The following is a 20,658-nucleotide window of genomic DNA, read 5'->3' as shown; positions in this document are numbered from 1 at the left end:
TTTTCCCTGCCGGATGACACAAAAAAAGCTAAAATTAACATCCAATCGCGGATGTTGCACAGCCAAGAAACGCACCATGATGCACGCAGGCACTGTTTTTGTGCGTTTTGTTTGGCCAAGACGCAAAAAAATAGTAATTTTGCTGGGTAGTACACATATATTATATATAGCATAAAAAACATGAAACTTAAAATCGTTGTGCTTGCCAAGCAAGTGCCTGACACAAGAAATGTGGGCAAAGACGCGATGACCGCGCAAGGCACGGTGAACCGAGCTGCCCTGCCCGCCATCTTCAATCCGGAAGATTTGAACGCTTTGGAGCAGGCTCTTCGCCTAAAAGAAAGCAACCCGGGATCTACCGTTGGCGTGCTCACGATGGGACCTCCAAGAGCCGGCGAGATTATTCGCCAAGGGCTATACCGTGGCGCGGACACCGGCTGGCTGCTCACAGACCGCAAGTTCGCGGGCGCGGACACGTTGGCTACGTCGTACGCCTTGTCTATGGCCATACGCAAGATAGGGCCGGTGGACATCATCATCGGCGGCCGCCAAGCCATCGACGGTGACACCGCGCAGGTGGGACCGCAGGTGGCTCAAAAATTAGGGCTGAACCAAGTGACCTATGCCGAGGAGATTTTGAAGATAGAAAACGGGCATGCCACCATTCGCCGGCACATCGATGGCGGCGTGGAAACCGTGGTCGCCCCACTCCCGGTGCTGATCACCGTGAACGGAACGGCCGCCCCAGCGCGCCCATGCAACGTGAAGTTGGTAATGAAATACAAATACGCCACCTGCCCCATGGAGCGAAAAGGAGTCGAGCCATGGGCGGCCCTCTACGAGTCGAGACCTTACCTTACGCTCAACCAATGGAGCGTGGCAGACGTTAACGCCGACGAGGAGCAGTGCGGATTGTCAGGCTCGCCCACCAAGGTGAAAGCCGTTCAGAACATCGTGTTCCAAACAAAGGAAAGCAAAAAAATGACTGACGGCGACGCGGACATCGAGGGATTGATGAAAGAACTTATCAACGAAAAAATTATTTGACAACATAGACCGTGCCTTCGGGCCATCCAACAAATATGAACAACGTTTTTGTATATTGCGAAATAGAGGGGACAAACGTGCAGGAAGTGTCCCAAGAACTACTGAGCAAAGGTCGCAAATTGGCCGATGAGTTAGGCGTAAAGCTACATGCCGTAGTGGCTGGCGCAGGCGTCAAGGGGAAAGTGGAGAGCCAAATTCTGCCCTACGGAGTGGACAAGCTCTTTGTCTTCGACGGCGAGGCACTTTTTCCATACACATCCGCGCCCCATACAGACATACTTGTAAACCTGTTTAAAGAGGAGAAACCGCAGATCTGTTTGATGGGCGCCACCGTCATAGGACGTGACCTTGGCCCACGCGTCTCTTCCTCGTTAACCTCCGGATTGACAGCCGATTGCACGCAATTGGAAATCGGCGACTACGAGGACAAGAAGTCGGGCAAACTCCACAAGAACTTGCTCTACCAAATCAGACCCGCTTTTGGCGGCAACATCGTGGCCACCATCGTGAACCCTGACCACAGGCCGCAAATGGCAACCGTGCGTTCAGGCGTGATGAAGCGAGAGATTGTGGACAGCGATTACAAAGGCGAGGTGGTTTATCCCAACGTCGCCGACTACGTACCGGAGACCGATTACGTGGTGAAAGTGATTGACCGCCATGTGCAAGCGGCACAGAATAACCTCAAGGCTTCGCCCATCGTGGTGGCTGGTGGCTATGGCATGGGCTCGAAAGAAGCTTTTGCCAAGCTATACGATTTGGCCGAGGTGCTGCACGCCGAGGTGGGCGCCAGTCGCGCCGCCGTGGACGCAGGATGGCTGGATAACAGCCGCCAGGTAGGACAAACTGGCGTGACGGTGCATCCGAAAGTGTATTTCGCGTTTGGCATCTCGGGGCAAATCCAGCACATAGCGGGCATGCAAGACGCAGGCATCATTATCGCCGTGAACAACGATCCGGACGCTCCCATCAACGCCATAGCCGACTATGTTATCAACGGTAACGCCGAGGAGGTCATCCCCAAGATGATAAAATACTACAAACAAAACAGCAAATAACACGCCTTCCGCGCTTCTTGGCACGGACTTCAATGACGAAACAGAATAAAATCAGCACCATGTCCAATTATTATACAGACCATCCCGAGATAGGATTTCATCTCAACCATCCATTGATGAAGAGGATCGTGGAACTAAAGGAACGCAATTACGCAGACCGGGACAAGTTCGACGAGGCTCCCGTAAACTATGACGACGCCATAGAGAACTACAAGCAACTACTCGAAATAACGGGTGACATCACGGCCAACATTATCGGTCCCAACTCTGAGAGCGTGGATCAGGAGGGACCTCACCTTGAGAATGGCCGCATGCTTTACGCCTCGAAGACCAAGGAAAACATACAAGCCACGCGGCAAGCTGGCCTTTGGGGTGTGTCCATGCCACGCCAATATGACGGCTTGAACATTCCCATCACCATTTTCTCAATGCTTTCAGAGATGATGGGCATGGCCGACTCCGGTTTCCAAAACATTTGGAGTTTGCAAAGCTGCATAGACACATTGTACGAGTTTGGCTCCGAGGAGCAAAAGAAAAAGTATATTCCTCGTGTCTCCGCCGGAGAGACAATGTCCATGGATTTGACAGAGCCAGACGCAGGATCGGACCTGCAAAGCGTGATGCTCAAGGCCACTCAAGACAAGGACGGCACATGGAGGCTGAATGGAGTGAAACGTTTTATCACCAATGGCGACTCTGACATACACTTGGTTTTGGCCCGATCGGAAGCAGGAACGAAAGATGGTCGTGGCCTGTCCATGTTCATTTACGACAAGCGCGACGGCGGAGTGACCGTGCGCCACATAGAGAACAAACTCGGCATTCATGGCAGCCCAACCTGCGAATTGGTCTTCAAGAACGCCAAAGCGGAGCTTTGTGGAGACCGCCGCATGGGTCTAATCAAATACGTGATGAGCCTGATGAACGGCGCTCGCCTTGGCATTGCCGCCCAATCCGTGGGGCTGTCACAAGAGGCTTACAACGAAGCCGTGAGCTACGCAAAGGCTCGCGCGCAATTCGGCAAGAACATTATCACCTTCCCCGCGGTGTACGACATGCTGTCTCGAATGAAAGCCAAGCTCGACGCCGGACGTGCGATATTGTACCAAACATCGCGCTACGTTGACATTTACAAAACGCTTGAGGATATCTCAAAAGAGCGAAAGCTGAGCCCCGAGGAGCGAAACGAGATGAAAACATACCATCGTCTCGCCGACGCGCTTACCCCTTTGAGCAAGGGAATGGCCTCTGAATACGCCAATCAAAACGCTTACGATTGCATTTCGGTACATGGTGGCTCTGGCTTCATCATGGAATACAAATGCCAACGTTTATACCGCGACGCTCGAATATTCTCCATTTACGAGGGCACCACGCAGTTGCAAGTGGTGGCTGCCATCCGTTTCATCACCAACGGCACCTACCTTGACATCATCCAAGAGTTGCTACAGGGTGAAATTTCCGACGATCTGAAGCCCTACCGAGAGCGCGTTGCCCATTGCGTGGAGCTGTACAGCCGGGCCGTCGAGAAAGTAAAGGCAGGCACAAACCAAGAGCAACACGACTACTTGGGACGCCGCCTGTATGACATGACGGGCGAGATCATCATGTCATTGCTGCTCATCAATGACGCCTCAAAAGCTCCGGAGCTTTTTGCCAAGAGCGCAAGGCTCTACACTCGACTGACAGAAGAGCATGTTGTCGGACACGCCGCATTCATCGAATCTTTTGACATCGCCGACCTTGAAGATTGCAAGTTCGATTCCGTAACAAAGGCATGACCGCGGCATGGACAAACAAGACAAGTCTCACCCACTAATTATGTGGGTGGGGCTTTTTAATATTAAGACGAAATAAAAACACCATCCCCAAAACCATAAACGTTCATTTCACATAACGCAAAGATAGTTTTTTACCATGTAAAAAATATTCCCGCAAACCGTGAGCGTCTATTTTATACAAAAAAGCCATCCCTTTAACACATCACCAACACCCCCATTTATAAGGATTATAGCAAAAAACAATTATGAAATCATTGCGTGAGATATACCGCATAGGCAAAGGTCCTTCGTCGAGTCACACCATGGGGCCACAAAAAGCCGCCCAGGTTTATTTATCAAAACATCCCAACGCCAAACGTTTTCGCGTCACGTTGTATGGCAGTTTGGCCGCCACGGGGCGCGGGCACATGACCGACGTTGCCATCACCGAGGTGCTCAGTCCCACGGCGCCAGTGGAGATAGTATGGGAAAAAAGCGTGTTTATGAAGTTCCATCCTAACGCCATGCTCTTCGAAACCGAAAAGGGTGAGCCATGGAAAGCGTACAGTGTGGGCGGCGGCGCTATCTCCGAAGGCCCCCATCCCACAGGGTTGTTCCCCGAAAGCAAGGACATCTACAAGCTCACGCACCTCCTGGACATCTTGGATTGGTGCGACAAGAATGGTCGCACCCTATGGGAATACGTAGAGGCATGCGAGGAACCGTCCATTTGGAACTATCTGTTGGAAGTATGGGAAACCATGAAAAAGGCCGTTGAGCGCGGTATCAACAAAGACGGAATTCTACCCGGCCCCCTCAACTTGCAGCGCAAGGCATCGTCCTATTACATCAAGGCCACAGGATACAAGCAGAGCTTGCAGACTCGCGGACTGGTCTATGCCTACGCCCTTGCCGTAAGCGAGGAAAACGCATCGGGCGGCACAGTCGTCACGGCGCCCACCTGTGGCAGTTGCGGCGTATTGCCCGCCGTGCTCTATCACCTTGCCAATGGGCACAATTTCAATGACCGAAAGATTATCCACGCCTTGGCCACGGCTGGGCTCATTGGCAACATCGTCAAAGAGAACGCCTCCATATCGGGCGCCGACGTGGGTTGTCAGGGTGAGGTGGGAACGGCTTGCGCCATGGCCTCGGCAGCCGCTTGCCAGCTATTTGGCGGCAGCCCGGCACAAATAGAATACGCCGCGGAGATGGGGCTCGAACACCATTTGGGCATGACATGCGACCCTATATGCGGCCTCGTGCAAATTCCTTGCATTGAGCGCAACGCTTTCGCGGCCACCCGCGCCCTTGATTGCAACCTCTACGCGTCGTTCAGCGACGGCAAACACCGTGTGGACTTTGACCGCGTGGTGGAGGTGATGAAACAAACGGGGCACGCCATCCCGTCACTTTACAAAGAGACATCAGAGGGCGGACTGGCCAAGGCGCTCGACTATTTCTCCTATCCTGAGTAAACTTTTCAGCATCCACACTTCATTTAACATCAACCCATGAGAAAAGTTATTGTCGTTTTTTTCGTTCTGACGGTATCGTTCATGGCATCCACCTCCTGCCGAATGCAACCGTCGCGCAACCTTGGCGACACCGTTGAGGCTAAATATTTCGAGCCGGCAGACACGGCCACGCTGACAGCCACGCGCGCCAAAGCGACCGACACAACAACCGTGGACAGCTCTGACATTTTCTATATCGGCAACGCCTCCACACGCCGCCGCGTGCAACTCGTGGGCTATCCGCATCGGCAAGACAGCGCCATATACGCCAAAGGCAAACACGTCAAGGTGAAAGGCAACGCCGACTTTGGGCACGTGGTGCGTGCAAAATTCTACATAACCGACAAGGGCGACACCCTTGTCACGCTGCTGGAAGAGTGGAAGCCAGCCGCCGCGAACAAATAAAGAGGGCCTTCGCACCTATAGCGTGCCGCCCGATGGCGTTCTCGTCACGCCAAGACGCACATGCCACTCCACGCGCGAGGCCAGCGCCGTGGAGTGGCATGCCTTTGGCCTAACCCATCATCATAAACCTGATCTCGTCCCACGTGATGTCCGCTCGGCAAGCATCTTTTACGTCTCTTATTGTCGCTCCCTCAGGCAACTGGCTGATGGCGTGCCTGATAGCCTTCACTTTTGAGGCCCCTATCACCTTGTCAGCGGATATATCCCCCGACTTGACAAATCGTCCCAAATGCCCATAGACGGTGCCAGGGGTCAACCCACGCTCCTTGGCAATGTCTGCTGGCGTTTGCCCCCGCTTAAACATCTCGTAAGTCAACCTGTACGTTTCACCTTTCTTGCGCTTGGTTTTACGCTCCGCCTCCCCATTCTGGCCATTGTCGTCAGCGGTCCCAAATGGCGTGCCGGAATTTTTGCGCCGCCGGCGAGGGCGCGACGAGCGGGCGCCAGGACTTACCACGTCCATGGCGTCGAGCATGGCCTCTTGCTTGGCCATCATATAGCGCGGCACGTCAAAGGTCTCCTCTTCCATCTTTCGCAGCACTTTGTTCTTGGCCAAATAGCTCATCCACAACTCCTTGAATCGCTCTTCCATCAATGCGTTACCCTTGGCGTTTTGGCTCTCAGCCCGCTTGGTTTTCTCAATAGTATCGCTCAACTGCGCCTCGATGGCATCAAGAAAATAACCGGCCCCACGCTTCACCCGTTCCAAAAAATCGTTTTCACGCAACTCATCAACCTTCATGGCGCGCATCTTGCTCTGCCACTTGTAGGCCACATCCATCACGCTCGACTTGATGTTTCGCGCCACATCGCCATGCAGCGTGGTCAGAGACTGGCAACCTTTAAAATACTCCAGCAACGTGCGGTACACCAACTGCTCCGCCTGATACAGTTCTCCAAAATCAAAAAGATCCAACAGTTGAAACCTGAAATACTCATCTTTCAGGTCAGACAGTGACTCAACGCTCCGCTCGGCAGCCTCTCGCTGGCACGCTATATAGTCAGATACCCTATGGTCATTGATAATACAGCTCTCGTGAATGGGCGACGCCAACACCAATCCCTCAAGGCTCTTGCAGCGACTCAGCGCCACATACACCTGCCCTGGCGCGAACGATCTTCCCGCATCGATGATGGCACGCTCAAACGTCAACCCTTGGCTCTTGTGTATGGTGATGGCCCAGGCCAACCGCAACGGATATTGCCTGAACACCCCCTGTACCTGCGTCTCTATCACCTTGGTTTTCTCATTGATCACGTATTTCGCGTTTTCCCACTCCTGCGGCTCCACCTCGATGGGATTTGGGTCGTCGGTGCAACGCACTATTATTTTTCCACCGTCCATGCCCACCACATGCCCTATGCGGCCGTTGTAATAGCGGCGAGCGCCCGACGCGTCGTTCTTGACAAACATAACCTGCGCCCCCGGCTTGAGTTCCAACCTCACATCGGCAGGATAGCTGTACTCCGGGAAGTTGCCCTCTATCTTCGCCGTATACACATGGCTCTCGCCTTTGAGTTTGGCCAACTTGTTCTCATTGTAGCTATCGGCCATGCGATTGTGCGTGGTCAGGCGTATGTACCCATCCTCGGCCATGGGCGCAAAGGTGGGTTGATAGCGAGACGCGAGCGTTTCCATGTCGTTGGCGGTGAGCTTGCCATCGCGCACATGGTTCAAAAGGTCGACAAAGGCCTTGTCTCGCTGCCTGAAAACTTGTGTCAACTGTATAGTCACGTAGCTGATTTGAGACAATGCCTTGCTTCCGAAAAAATAGGGCGTGTCATAGTGTCCACGCAGTATTTCCTCGTCTTGTGGTGTCACCACAGGGGTGAGTTGTTGCAAATCGCCTATCATCAACAATTGCACCCCACCAAAAGGCCTCGAATGATCGCGGTAGCGTCGCAGCACAGTGTCAATGGCATCGAGCAGGTCACTTCTCACCATTGATATCTCGTCTATCACCACCATGTCCAACGTGCGGATTATTCTACGTTTCTCTTTGCCAAAATCATAGCGGTCCTTGATGGAGGTGCCGGGAACGTAGGGCGACAAGGGCAGCTGGAAAAACGAGTGGATGGTCATACCGCCAGCGTTGATGGCAGCCACGCCCGTGGGCGCCACCACTATCATACGTTTGGCCGAGTGCTCTCTCACCGCCTTCAGAAAGGTGGTCTTGCCCGTGCCAGCCTTGCCCGTGAGAAAAATGCTGATACCCGTATGTTCCACAAATTCCCATGCCGTTGCCAGTTCATTGTTTTGTTCCATCGTTCATGTATGGTTATATTCACGCTATCATATCGTGCGCATCCAAGCGTCGCGCCACCACGGCTATCTCTCGCCACCGTGGACGACAGCGCCACTATGTCATCATTTGACCAAGTGTCAAACGCATCGCATGGCACAAAGTAGTAGCGTTATCCAAAGTTACGCCATTTTTTACGAACGGCCATCATTTTTTCAAAGTTTTCTCGTCTCCGCTCTAACAAGTCCCTACCTCCACGCCATGGCAAGAGGATCGTATCTGAAATGTCAAATAAACATCACAAAAAAAAGATACCCATCTTGTCACCTTATAGCGTGCCAAAAAACGTATCAACAGCCCATTGACATACGGCCGGGTAGGATTCATGGCGTGCCTGTCATCCCATTGGCACTTATTGGCAGCATGACAAAGGCCTAATCGCCACCCGAAAAGATGTTAGTGGCAATGTGAATAATGCCTCATCGCATCACAATTAGGTACTAAACACGAAGCCACTGACTAAAATCTTGGGGTAAAAAAGACCCGAAATTTTGTAGCCTACTGAAGCACAGGTATTTACAAAACAGTCCTCAGAATTGCGTATTTGTGGTCGAACGGATTCCCTTTTGCAAATACGCGAGCCACAAGAGACCTTTTGTCAACTATTTTCAAACTATTCATGCCATGTCAACATATATCGCCTTGCCATACCGTTTTGCTCCAAAAATACGCCCACCACGCTAACCCACGGTATCTTCAAGCCATTGAGCGAGTGAGCGGCATGCCACGGTATGGCGCCGGCACACCAGCCATCGAGTGTCGAAACGGCTGACAGCCACGCCTAAAAAACAGCGGAGAGTGTTGCCACCTATCGCAAAAAACACTATTTTTGCAACATGGAAGCCGCGGAAAGCATGAACCTACATTCTCTCACACGCATCGCGCCGATGTTCATGGCGGGCATCGTCGTGGGCGACGCATGGGGGCAACACTTGGCATGGTGGGCACTCGTAATGGGTGGCGGCGCGCTGATAGCGGTGGCATTGGCGTTAGGACACAAGCACAACGGTTGGCAGGGGGCGTGCATCATGGCATGCTCGCTATTGGTAGGAGCGGCGCTCTCCATGCGACAAAAACTCGTCACCACTCCGATAGAGACCGCATGCGAGGTGAGCTACTCGGCCATCGTGACCTCAGAGCCACAAGAAAAGGGCAAGACCATACACTGCGACATAGCCATCTTGAAGATAGACGGGCTGCCACAGCGTCGTACCCTCAAGGTGAGAGCCACCTTGCTAAAAGACGCCGCCACCCGCCACTGGCAGCGGCTGCACGTGGGCGATGGCATCGAGGCTATGTCCACACTGGAGGCGCCCAAGGGATTTTTTAAGCCCACAAACTTTGATTACCCTCGATGGCTACGAGCGCATGGCTACCGAGCGCAAACATTCGCGCACTGGCTATATTGGCGCAAAGCGGCTGTCTCCACCACCACGCTATCCCGATGGGAACGCGTCACATTGCGCGCGCGAAAATTCAGGCAGGCATTGATTGAGCGTTTGCAACGGCTTGGTATCGATCGCGAACAGCTTGCCGTGGTAGCGGCCATGACCTTGGGAGACAAGAGCCACGTCGGAAACGCGCTCAAAGACAACTACTCGGTCACGGGAGCCTCGCACGTGTTGGCCCTCTCGGGCCTTCATCTCGGTATCATCTATGCGCTGTTCACATTGCTGATAGGACGCTTTTGGCGGTGGCGATGGGTGGCACAGGGATTGACACTCGCCACGGTGTGGGCCTTTGTCGTGATGGTGGGCATGCCCATCAGCGCCATGCGGTCGGCCACCATGCTCACGGTGTATGCCGTTTGCCTGTTGCTGGGTCGACAAAGGGCATCCGTCAACACGTTGGCCTTCGCCGCGTTGACGCTGCTTGTGGCCAACCCGCTGGCCCTTTGGGACGTGGGATTTCAAATGTCGTTCATGGCAGTGCTGTCCATCATGGTATATTACCAACCCATAGCCAACTTGATCAAGCCACGATGGAAAATGGCCCGGTGGGCGTGGAGTCTATGCGCGTTGTCCGTAGCCGCCCAGATTGGCACCGCACCTTTGGTAGCCTATTATTTTGGGCGGTTTTCATGCTATTTTTTGCTCACCAATATCATTGCAATCCCAGCCGTCACTATCATTCTATATATGGCCATGCTGATGGCTATGGCCACGCCCGCGCCCATCATCCAACACTTCTTGGGCACGGCGCTGGCGCGCGTGGCCGCCACGCTCAACGCCATATTGGGACACATGGCCCAGTGGCCGGGAGCGAGCGTGGAGCATATCCGGATGAGCACGGCACAACTGTGGCTTGTCTATGTGGTGATCATATCCATAACGGTATCCATCGCATACGCCATTCGCACGCGAAGGCAGAGGCTACTTGAAAATTTGGCCGTTCATCAATGATCATGGGCAACAGGCCCGGAGGCATTGGCATTGGCATTGGCAAGGCGCGAGGACGCGAAACATCAAGAGCCGCCGCGCGCCAAAGCTGCGACAACGGCTGTCAGGATGCCGTGACGCACCCACATCACAGCGTTGCCGGTGAGCCCACAATGCTTGATGAGACATTCTGCAAGTACGATGATTTGTTCCATAAACGGTTTGTTGCACGCTATTTGAGTTCCATGAATTGGGCTTGTCAGTTTTAATGTTTATTTTTTTGACAATGTGTAAGCTATAGAAGAAACGCGGTGGGCTACACGAGCCCGCGCGCTTAGGCGTCGAGCCAAAAAGAAACCAAACGAAGACAGCGCTTAACGCACATGAAAGGGGCGTATAGTCGCCGTGGCAATTTATAAACCCCACCTATAGAGCAAACATTGATTAGGGGCTGCACAGTATGGAGCAGACCTTGTCTTGAAACGCTCGCGCATTCCTGACGTGCATCACTCCCTGGTTGATGATGGCGAAACAGACGCGGTGCCCATTGGCCGCGGTGAGATAACCACACAGCGAACTTATCCCGGTGAGGGTGCCGGTCTTGGCGTGAACGTTGCCACGCGTGAACTGTGACTGCATGCGGCGCTTGAGCGTGCCATCCACGCCGGCGATGGGCAAGGCTGGCAAGAGATGGTTGAAGATGTTCTCGTTTTTGTAAGCATGGCGCAAAAGCCGCACCTCAAGCTCCGCGCTGACATAATTGTAAAGTGACAATCCAGACCCGTCAGCAAAGCGATAGCGCGAACCATCGCAACCTATCTTATTGACAAGTTGCTTGATCATGCCCCTGGCTCCTTGGGCCGTGGCGGGCCTGTTGCCCGTGGCGGCAGCCAATTGATAAAACATGGCCTCGGCGTAGAGGTTGTCACTCTGTTTCAACATACGCATCAATATCTGGTCTATGGTGTGGAAACGGCATACGATACAGTTGGCGGCCTGTGGCTTCTGACGCTCGCCAATGGCGCCCGTGAGATATATCCCCGCCTTGCGCAGCTCTGTGTAAAACCGCTGCATGAACTCATCTTTTCGCGAGACAAGCAGGGGCGAGAGCACAGGGTTGTCATCATCCCAGCACCACCCCTCTCCCAAGGTGTCTGAGTTTTTCATCGACTTGTCCGAATAGATATTGCCACGAATGGTGTCTACGCCCATTTTTCGCAATGCCTCGACAAACGATCGCATGTCGTCAGAATTGAAACGGGGGTCAAAGCCGCCCACGCAATACACGTCGCCAGAGAGTGTTCCGCAGTCCACCTTGCCCGTATAGCACAGCTCTGTCTTAAACTGATAGTTCTCTCCAAACTTGTCAAGGGTGGCAATGGCCGTGACAACCTTCATCGTGGAGGCAGGGCGCATGAGCTGCCGCTCATTGAAACGGTAGATGGCCGAATCGGCGTCCAAATCCCAAATCATCAGTCCAAGTTGGGAAGTTTGGAACATATCGTGCCGCAACAATTGGTCTATTTTAGACTGAACGCTCTTGGGCCACGGCAGCGTGTCGTCGCGAATGACAATGGTATCGGTCCAAGCCAAACCACTTTGAAGAGTGTCGCTATCAGCCGACAACTCGTCCTCATAGGCCTGCGCCCATGTGGACGCCGCGTGGAGAAGGAGGGAAAAACCGCAAAAAAGTATTTTTAGATTACGTATGTAAGACATATCACAACAGAATATTAATCTTCGTACATCTCTGGCTCGCGCTCATCAGCATGAGCTTTTGCAAGTGACGCCATGCGCTCGCGCAGACATTTCACGAAAGAGGCTTCTTGATCGGGTTGGACCGTGGCATAGCGATTGTCGCCGTATTCAAGGACGAGGAAACGGCTCAAGCCAAAATTGGCAGCCTGTGGACGACACGAGCGAATTTGCGACAAAGGCAAAATCTTGGATCCTCCAAACCTGCCACGATAAATAGTCAGCTCTTCATCACTGAAAATATATTCCGAGTGGAGCGACCGTTCCATGAGAAACACCGCCAAGAACACCAATAACAAGCCTATGAGGAAAGCCTTGACCCAAAACAGATAAAAGGCAAGGAACACGAAAAACAGAACTCCACATTTGGCGCCTATCGTAAATTTATGGTGAAAAGTACGACTCATAACATACGAACAAGCGCGCAAGCGCCTGCTGAAAGATGATTGATAGGCGCGAAATTACAAAGATTATCGCGAATAATGGGTTAATGGGCGTGTATTCTTGCTAATTTTGACACCATATAACACTTATTGACACGCTAAAACCCTGTCACGAAATGACTCAGCGCGTGAGTGAGAACTTCAGGCTCAAGCCGAAGTCTTGGGTGGTGGTGGGATAGCTGTTGCTGCTAAGAAGGGGTGCGTTAGACTGTCTGTCAAGGTAAAAACTGACGGACATGAGCTTGGAAAGGGTATAGTCGGCCATGAACGACAGCTTGAAAGCTGTGTTGCCACTGCTGGCCGACGAGGTCATGGAGGCAATGTCGCGGGTGATGGAAGCCTGTTTGCGATAGGATATGTCAAGGCGGATATTAAGCCCGTGGTTTATACCGTCGCGCATGGTGGGTCGCGCGGATGGATCGATCACGGCCGCGCCTCGGTTGCGTTTGTCGCTCTTGGCAAGTCTCGAGGCACGCCCGCCAAACAGGTTCAGGTCGTTAATACGGTAGCTAAGCCCCACCACCCAGTCTCTGCTCAGGGCCTCGTTGAGTTGCACGCTGGTCATGGAAAGTGTGAGAATGCGTGTTTGGCGATACTCTATTTTGGCAGTAAGATCGTTTTGAAAGGTCATGTCCACGCCCAAAAGTGGCGAGAAAGACTCGTTGACGCTCACGGTGGAGACATTGTACATGGAACTGGGCAGGGCATGGCCGTCAGTGGCATCGATAATGAACCCCATGTCGGGCCCCATAAGTCGCATAAAGGTGGAGTAACTCTGGTAGCTGCCCACGGCATAAACGCTTTTGTAACTGTGGTTCAAGTTGACACTCTTGAACACGTCTCTGAACCAAGGCAACTTGCTCATGCCACTGTAGCGCAGTGTCCAGTTGGGGAGCAATCGGGTAAGAGCGGGAAAGATGTCGAGGTTGTTGCCACCTATGGAAGTGTACGAAGCCAAGAAGGCGGGCACCATCACGTCCGCGCCATAAAGGTTGGCCGCTCCATTGGCAGGGTCGAACACCCGGCCGGCGAGAGGCGTTCCAGCCGGGTATCGGGTGCCCGCATACCTTGCCTCTACGCGCCTTCGGTAGCCCTCCAAGGCATTGCAAAATCGCTCAAACGTGGCACTTCTGAAACCATTGTTGGCGTCTCCAATACCCTCGAAAGCCGATTTCACGGCCAAAGTGGTCATGGTGAAAGTGCCGGTTTGTGTGGTGGGATTGCCATCGTACATGTATTGCACGCTCTTTGCGACCGTACTCATCCTGCTTGCGGCAAGGTCTATCTTCAAACTTCGGATGGGCTCGATGGACGCTCTGAACTGAAAGTCCTCGGTAAAGTTGGTTGTGGCTGGCGTCGCGACACTGTCATTCACCAATAACCAACCGTTGGATCGCGCTCGTTCGATATAGTTGTCACCTGTCAAGCCGAACGCAAAATCAAGGCCTGGAGACAGACCTTGCGCTGCCGTTCGATTGGTTTGGCCAAACGCATCGCCAATATTCGGCATGAAACCGGGTAGCGCCATAGAGTACTGATTGCGGTAAGAGACGCTGACATTGCGTATCATCATGGCCACCCGCGCGGCCGACTGAGCAATCTTGTACCACTCGACGTTATCGAGATCAGGTTTTTTGCGAACCGTTATTTTAACCTTAAGCGCCGAGTCTACCTTGTTATTGATGCGTATTCTGTTATCGTCAAGTTTTTTAAAACTTATCTTAATCCGTTTGCCATCGGCTGTTTTGGCCGTCACAAAGAGCCGCTTCGATTTGCGCCCATGGTTCACTTCGATGGTGGAATCGGGCAACAAGGTAATCTCTTTCTCGAACGCGTTTTTGTTCAATGGCAACGTTCCCTGCCGTGTCGTGGCCTGCTTGTGGCTCTCACGCAACAGACGAACAGCCTCGTCGGGGTCTTTTCCATCAGCAATGGCCTGCTTGCGGGCCTTGGCCTCGGCTTCGCGTTGTTTCAGCTTTTCGGCCTTGGCAGCCTGCCGAGCCTGTTGTCTCTTGTCCTTGTCAGTCTCCGAAGGTTGTCTGTTAAACCGTTCGTTGGTTTTCTTCAAAAAGGCGCTGTGATTGTAAAGACGCACCAAATCGAATCTGCCATTGACGTTGAACTGTCGATTATTGTGTATGGTGTTTCCCAAAGAGGCGCCATTTTCTTGTTCGGCTCCGCGCAACCAGTTGTACGTGGCGTTGTACGTGGCATCGCCACTGACCCAATCAAATATGGGCAATAGGTTCAAAGGCAATTGATAAGACAGCGAGAAGTTTTGTTGATAGTCCAGCGGACGGCCGAATTTTCGTATACTATTCCACACCGAATCTTTCCAAGCCTCGTAGTGGTCGGGGTACAAATCCTTGTTGACGGGGGCGTATGGCTCCTCCACTTCAGCGTGCGTGGCGCTCTGGAAGTTCATGTGAATGTTTCGCGTTAAATCCCAGCGCAGGCGAAACTCGCGATTCCAGAGAAACTGTTGGGCAAACACAACGGGCAGCGTGGCATTCCCCATGGCCTCCATGTCGCGTTTTTGCAATTCGTAGTAAGAACGTGTCAGCTCTGTGTTGAAGTCAACGTTTTGTGGCAACCAGTTTAGTCCGAAACGTTTAGGGAAGTCCAACCATTTGCTCTTGCCTCTGGTTTTCTTGAACGGTTCCCATGCTTTATAAACCGGAGTCCAGTTGTAATTCATGCCGCCTCGCCAGTTGTCCTCGTTCTCGTATACCGTCGTTTCGCCTTGAATATGATTGTGGCTGTGGCTGTAAAAGAAAGTAAAGTTCGCTGGGTCGTATGGCATGGGATGGCGTTTGTTCCGTATTCCCACCTTTATGTTTGACAAGGAGAAATTGGTGCTGATACTTTTGGTCACGGCAATGCTTTCTATGGAGTCGCGCTCAAACTTTGAAGCGGCGCCCTCAAGGGCGTCATTCAATTTCATATCCGTATCAAGTGGGTTGTATTTGGGCTTTTTGACCTGCTTGGTTACGCTATAATACAAGGGTGCGGTGACATTCGCTTTTTCCGGGAAGAACTTTCCAAGCTCTATGTTTGCCATCATCGACACATTGCTTTGGTCATCTCGAGAGCGTGCGTTGACACCCTCTTCGAGCCCTCCAAAGCCCTCCGACACATAGCTTCCCTGCACGTTCATGTTGCCCAAGTCGGACAATTGCACGCTCAGATTGCTGTTGGCGGCCCATCCTCCCGAATTGTTATACTCTTTCAATCGCAGCTCGTTAACCCATATTTCGCCACTTTTAGGATTGGCCGAAAGGTTTCTCACGCCGATAATCATGGTCTTGACCTCGCCTAAAGTGGGGTTTCCCATCACCGTAATCTTGTTCTTGGGATGTTCCGGATCGTACGCGGAATAGGGGCGATTAAACGACGCGAGCCCCATGCCTTTTTGTTTGTTGCGTTCCTTTTTCACCTTGGTTAGTCTTGACAACGGCACGTCAAGCATGTTCTCCTCGGGCCAGACGGCTATGCAATCAGCCCTGGACCTTCGGTTATAGGTGCCGGGAGGCGTGAGTTTCAACGGTATTTCGTACTCATAGAAATTGCTCTTATAGTCGGAGCCAAGCCTTATGAACACCGCCAGTTGGTCGTCTTTAAGATTGGTCACATTCCCTTCGTTGGCGTTTGCGTGCACGAACATTTGCATGCGCTTATACTGTCGCATGTCGACAGTGGTCTTTTTGTACACGGCCTTCGCCTCACCATTCGCAAGGTTCGACACGTTTATGGACAGGGCTTGCTCGTTGGCCTCGACCAATTGGGGCTGCGTGGGATCTTGTTCGCGCGTGATGCCCGGCGGCAACACGTAGTTCACGGGAGTCTTGTCGTTGTTTTCCTCAACGCTTACCGATGCCGTTGTCATGCTGCCCGAGCCAGGCACGTTGTCCAAATTCTGCTCATACACGCGCCAAGTGCCCCTCACAAGATCCATGCTTCCAAAGCGAAGGATGACCGGATGCTCAAAATTGGTGAGAAACATGCGCATAAATCGTATGCTGCTAAAATCGGAAATGGCGCCGTTCTTGCTTTCAAACTCGCTCACCGGGATGCGAAATTGATACCATGTGAGCTTGGGCGACTTGCCGTTTCGAGCCGCTCGCATGGTCTCTCGCTTGTCCACTATGAAGTTTTTACCAACCACAAGGTCTTCCGGTCTGATAGAGACGTGGTACTGATAATACTTCTCATACTCGTTGAGCGTGTAGTCTTGGTTGATATCCTCGACGTCCGGCGTGGCCTTATAAGACGTATCGTAACCCTCCGTTCGGCTGTCGTTGTCGGGCGAATTGCCCTGCGGATTGTTGATATACTTATACCGACGGTGTATCGACGCCTCCATACGGTCAAGGTCCGCGCCCCTGAAATAATGATAATCATCATGCGCAGGATCGGCCCATATCGAGTCCCACACAGCGACATTCACCTTTCCTTGTATCTGCTTGAGAAAGTCTTGGTAAGATTTAAATCGCTGTTCCTCGGCGTCGTTCATGCCATTGTATCCCACGTCTTGCAGGGCTCTGCTGCCCTTGGATGTAGCGAAGGCGTAAGTGACAGTGCTTTGCACGGGTATCTTTCCCCACTGCGTGTACACGAAATTGGCCGAACCGTCTACCGGCATGCCACTTTCATAAAATTTCTTTCCGTCTTGCAGCACGTCCTCCGATACTTCGCCGAGGTTTATATAAAAGTCGCCACCATACTCCGACGCGTTTGGCAAGCTGTTGGATTTGATAAAAGGGTCGAGCATCCAAAACTCGATATACTCTATGTTGGCGGCCTCAAAGTCGTTAGTGTCGAGCTTGCGCATCATGCCGCCCCAGTGTCGACGTGGGTTGTTAAGCGCGCCCGTGGGCGAGAGATCGGGGTTGAAGTTGTAAGGTCCACGCTCGTTGGGATAATAAGCCAAGTTCAAAATGGGCAACGTAGAGGTCGCGCCGTTGTAGCTACTTTGGTTGCGTTGCGGATAAAGGTCGCGTACATATATCTCCCGCACGTATGGATCGCTCAGCTGGTCTATGTCACTCTTGATATGAGCGGGCGTAAGGCTGCTGCTGCGCCGCGTGAAAAGTGGGTCTATGGTGTACCAAGCCAATTGTGACCGGTTAAAGCCGCTTGTCAACCCCGTATGGTCTTTGCTTTCGACGAACATCGATGGCACGCTTGACAATATCCAGTTGGTCGGGGTGGAGACATCTATCTTGTCGGTGGCGTTTTCAAAGTCGTCAAGATACGAGGCCCTGTCTTGCACTCCATGGTTCTGCCCCGCTATGAGCTGGGCGAACTCCCCGGAGAACGAGATGGACGAGGGTTGGGTCAGTCTAAGGAACGGAATGAGGTCAAGCACGTTGGTGAGCCACTGGCTTTCCTTCTTCCAATTAACGTTCAAGCCCCATAGAGTGTTGTTGAGCGGCTCCATTCCCATCGACACTTTGGTTGTGAGGGGCTGCTCCGAGAGATGTTGCAGCGTGCCCGACAGTTGGAAACTCTTGGAGAAATCGTATTCCCAGTTCATGCCAAGCATGGTTTTACGCTCTTGCATGTATTCAGACTGGCTCTCTAACGACACGTTCACGGCCGTGCCAGCGTCTATGATACTTTGGTTGAGGATGGTCACCTCACCTGCGCTATAGTCTACCGAATAGTCCGCGCCCTCGGTCAATCGCACACCACCCGCTGTCACCACCACCGAGCCTTGCGGCACGTTAAAGGCGCCGAGAGATATGACGTTGGCCGATGTGCCACGATATTGACCTTGCAACAAGAACTTATCTTTCTCCGCTATCTGCTTGGCTACTGTCTTGGTCGAATCGTAAAGCTCGGTGAAAGCATACCTCTCTGCCTTGGCGGCATCCACGCCTTTGGACCGCAAACGATTGTACAGGTATGAGCCAAACGGCTCTGCCGCGGGGAAAAACACCCGCCCGTCACTCACCGTGTAGCCCTCCACGAAGTCGAAATAGCCATTGGAGCGCGCCTTGTTGTTATTGTCAAGGCGGTCGGCGCCGAGCATTTTGATTAGCGGCTCGATCTTCACCGATGGCTCAGGTATATAAGAGAGGTATACGCCCGCGGTGTCGCTCTGGAACTTTACGTCCAAGCGGAACTGGTCTTTCTCCACGTTTGATGCCAGGTAATACACATTTTTCATCATCAAGCGCCAGTTGCCTTGCGATGGATTGTTGCTTGTGTTTTTCAGCGACTTGACAAAAAGGGCCTGCCTCACGTCGCTCACGTCGCTCGCGAACTCGCCCACTTGGTAAGTGCGCCCACCGTAAGTATACTCAAAAGCCACCGCCAACACTTGGTCTGTTTGCAGCGCTCCGCGCAGAGACACGTAGCCAAGGGCTTGGTTCAAGGTGTATTCCGATGAGGTTAACAGGCGCGCGCTTTGCAACTTTTCATAGTCCACTCCACCCACCAAGCCCGCGCCATTGAGCACAATCGACGTTTGGTCTATGTTTCGGGCGGCGCTGAGCGAGCCCGTCAAGGCCGCATATTCGCTATTGGCGCCATTGCGCGGCACGCTCACGCCGCTCGAGACCCATTTGGCGTTGCTGATATTGTCGCTCTCCCCGAGGTCTGTCAGAGCCACGATGTTACGGGTGTTGGTGGTGGCGCCATTCTTGTTGGTAACCCATATTTCCACCCTGTTGACGCTCACGCCAGTGGTGAGATTGGGCAATGTGCGCATGCCCTCATCATAATGCTCGCGAAAATATTGCGAAAGAAAGAAGTGGCGGTTCTCTTCGTAGTCGGCAGCTCCCATCTCAAACGACGTGAGTTGCTTGCCACCCCGTGTGGACACGCTCTTGGATGAGCTTTTCTTCTGCGACGCCACCAATTGCAACTTGAGTTTGCCAAACTGCAAGTCAGTGCGTAGGCCAAACAGGCTGCTGGCGCCTTGGACGAGAGAGGAGTTGGACGGGAACGACACGTTTCCACCCTCCACAAGCTTGACTATCTCGTCTTCCTTGCCGTCATACTTCAGCTTCATGTTCTGGGCGTCAAAGTCGAATGTGGCATCGGTGTTATAGTTGAGGTTCATGTTCACCTTGTCGCCCACGCGCCCATTGACGTTCAGGTTTATTTTCTCGTCAAAATCCATTGACAATCGCTTGCGGTTCCTTATCGGCAGCGATGGGTTTTGTATGCTCTTATAGGTGCCCCCGAATTTTAGCTCGGCCGTTCCCTGCGTTCTGATACGCACCCCACCCGGCCCAAAAATTTTCTCGGCCGGTCCAAGGTCGAAGTGCATGTCGGCAAAATCGAATTTCTCTTTGCCCTTGGCTTTGTATATCTCGTCGTTCTTGCTGCGGTAGTAAGCGTACCTACCGTGCTTCTCGCTCCATTTCATATACTCGGCCGGTGTCATCATGATGGGGGCCGCGAGATACGTGGAACCAATCTTGGCGCCAATGATATAGCGGTCGATAGAGTCGTTGTAGGTCACCTCATACCTCAAGCCCGCGGGGCGTTGCAAGTCCATGGCACTTTGGTCCAAGTCGTCGTAGGTGATGGGTGTGGTACGTTGTATTTTCCAACGTGGGTTGAGCAGCGAGTCGGGAATACTGTCTTCGTCGGTCAATAGCGGTTGCCCCATCACGCCGTGGCGTTCAGGCGCGCGGCCGTTGGCGTCGGCGTGGCTTTTCGTGGCGTTAGCACTCGTTTGGGCGTGCGCACGTTTTTTGCGGTTGGGGTCTACCTGAAAAAGAGGAGACACCACCGCATAGGCAGCCATTGTCACGGCCAGCGACGCCATAACCACGAAATAGTGTTTCCTTAATTTCATGTCAAAACCATTCTTCTTTAGCCATTATCCGTGCCACAATCCATGACAAGCGCCAGCCGTCAAGGGCTCATGGCGTTTTTCCGCCATATTGGCATGGCTGCCGGCCATTCAACGCAGTC

At 52.8% G+C, this 20,658-nt stretch carries 11 protein-coding genes; 6 read left to right on the top strand and 5 right to left on the bottom strand.

Translation table 11 applies throughout. The features are described from left to right. Window positions 1-180 precede the first annotated feature (180 nt). From HMPREF1640_RS03915 to HMPREF1640_RS03895, 5 genes are all read left to right on the top strand, one after another. Window positions 181-1,047: an electron transfer flavoprotein subunit beta/FixA family protein gene (locus HMPREF1640_RS03915; RefSeq protein WP_036892580.1), complete on the top strand. Its 867-nt coding sequence runs from the start codon at window positions 181-183 to the stop codon at window positions 1,045-1,047. Between the two features lie 35 nt (window positions 1,048-1,082). Continuing rightward, window positions 1,083-2,105: an electron transfer flavoprotein subunit alpha/FixB family protein gene (locus HMPREF1640_RS03910; RefSeq protein WP_036892579.1), complete on the top strand. Its 1,023-nt coding sequence runs from the start codon at window positions 1,083-1,085 to the stop codon at window positions 2,103-2,105. A 59-nt stretch (window positions 2,106-2,164) separates the two neighbouring features. Continuing rightward, entirely contained in the window at window positions 2,165-3,886 is a 1,722-nt protein-coding gene (locus HMPREF1640_RS03905; RefSeq protein ID WP_036892612.1) for an acyl-CoA dehydrogenase family protein, read from the top strand. Window positions 3,887-4,131: 245 nt separating this feature from the next. Further along, on the top strand, window positions 4,132-5,343 hold the full coding sequence (locus tag HMPREF1640_RS03900) for an L-serine ammonia-lyase, iron-sulfur-dependent, subunit alpha (protein WP_036892577.1): 1,212 nt from the start codon (window positions 4,132-4,134) through the stop codon (window positions 5,341-5,343). 36 nt (window positions 5,344-5,379) lie between these two features. Continuing rightward, window positions 5,380-5,787: a hypothetical protein gene (locus tag HMPREF1640_RS03895; RefSeq protein WP_036892576.1), complete on the top strand. Its 408-nt coding sequence runs from the start codon at window positions 5,380-5,382 to the stop codon at window positions 5,785-5,787. Between the two features lie 109 nt (window positions 5,788-5,896). Here the strand turns inward: HMPREF1640_RS03895 and HMPREF1640_RS03890 are convergent, their stop codons facing one another. Next, the gene (locus HMPREF1640_RS03890) at window positions 5,897-8,113 is read right to left on the bottom strand and encodes a helix-turn-helix domain-containing protein (protein ID WP_036892574.1); all 2,217 of its coding nucleotides are present in this window, start codon (window positions 8,111-8,113) and stop codon (window positions 5,897-5,899) included. Between the two features lie 873 nt (window positions 8,114-8,986). Here HMPREF1640_RS03890 and HMPREF1640_RS03885 point away from each other — a divergent pair. After that, entirely contained in the window at window positions 8,987-10,552 is a 1,566-nt protein-coding gene (locus tag HMPREF1640_RS03885; RefSeq protein WP_036892572.1) for a ComEC/Rec2 family competence protein, read from the top strand. Between the two features lie 62 nt (window positions 10,553-10,614). On the opposite strand, the gene HMPREF1640_RS13865 is transcribed toward HMPREF1640_RS03885, so the two are convergent. The 4 genes from HMPREF1640_RS13865 to sprA form a co-directional block, all read right to left on the bottom strand. Continuing rightward, the gene (locus tag HMPREF1640_RS13865) at window positions 10,615-10,743 is read right to left on the bottom strand and encodes a hypothetical protein (RefSeq protein WP_255327708.1); all 129 of its coding nucleotides are present in this window, start codon (window positions 10,741-10,743) and stop codon (window positions 10,615-10,617) included. A 229-nt stretch (window positions 10,744-10,972) separates the two neighbouring features. After that, a complete protein-coding gene (gene dacB / locus HMPREF1640_RS03875; RefSeq protein WP_036892570.1) occupies window positions 10,973-12,247 on the bottom strand; it encodes a D-alanyl-D-alanine carboxypeptidase/D-alanyl-D-alanine-endopeptidase in 1,275 nt (424 codons plus the stop codon). A 14-nt stretch (window positions 12,248-12,261) separates the two neighbouring features. Continuing rightward, on the bottom strand, window positions 12,262-12,690 hold the full coding sequence (locus tag HMPREF1640_RS03870) for a hypothetical protein (protein WP_036892568.1): 429 nt from the start codon (window positions 12,688-12,690) through the stop codon (window positions 12,262-12,264). A gap of 157 nt (window positions 12,691-12,847) precedes the next feature. Next, entirely contained in the window at window positions 12,848-20,539 is a 7,692-nt protein-coding gene (gene sprA / locus HMPREF1640_RS03865) for a cell surface protein SprA (RefSeq protein ID WP_036892566.1), read from the bottom strand. Window positions 20,540-20,658 lie beyond the last annotated feature (119 nt).

It is taken from the genome of Prevotella sp. S7-1-8, from assembly GCF_000758925.1.
Taxonomy (GTDB): domain Bacteria; phylum Bacteroidota; class Bacteroidia; order Bacteroidales; family Bacteroidaceae; genus Prevotella.
Note: the sequence above shows the minus strand (reverse complement) of the source record. Positions and strands in the feature narration are given on the sequence as shown.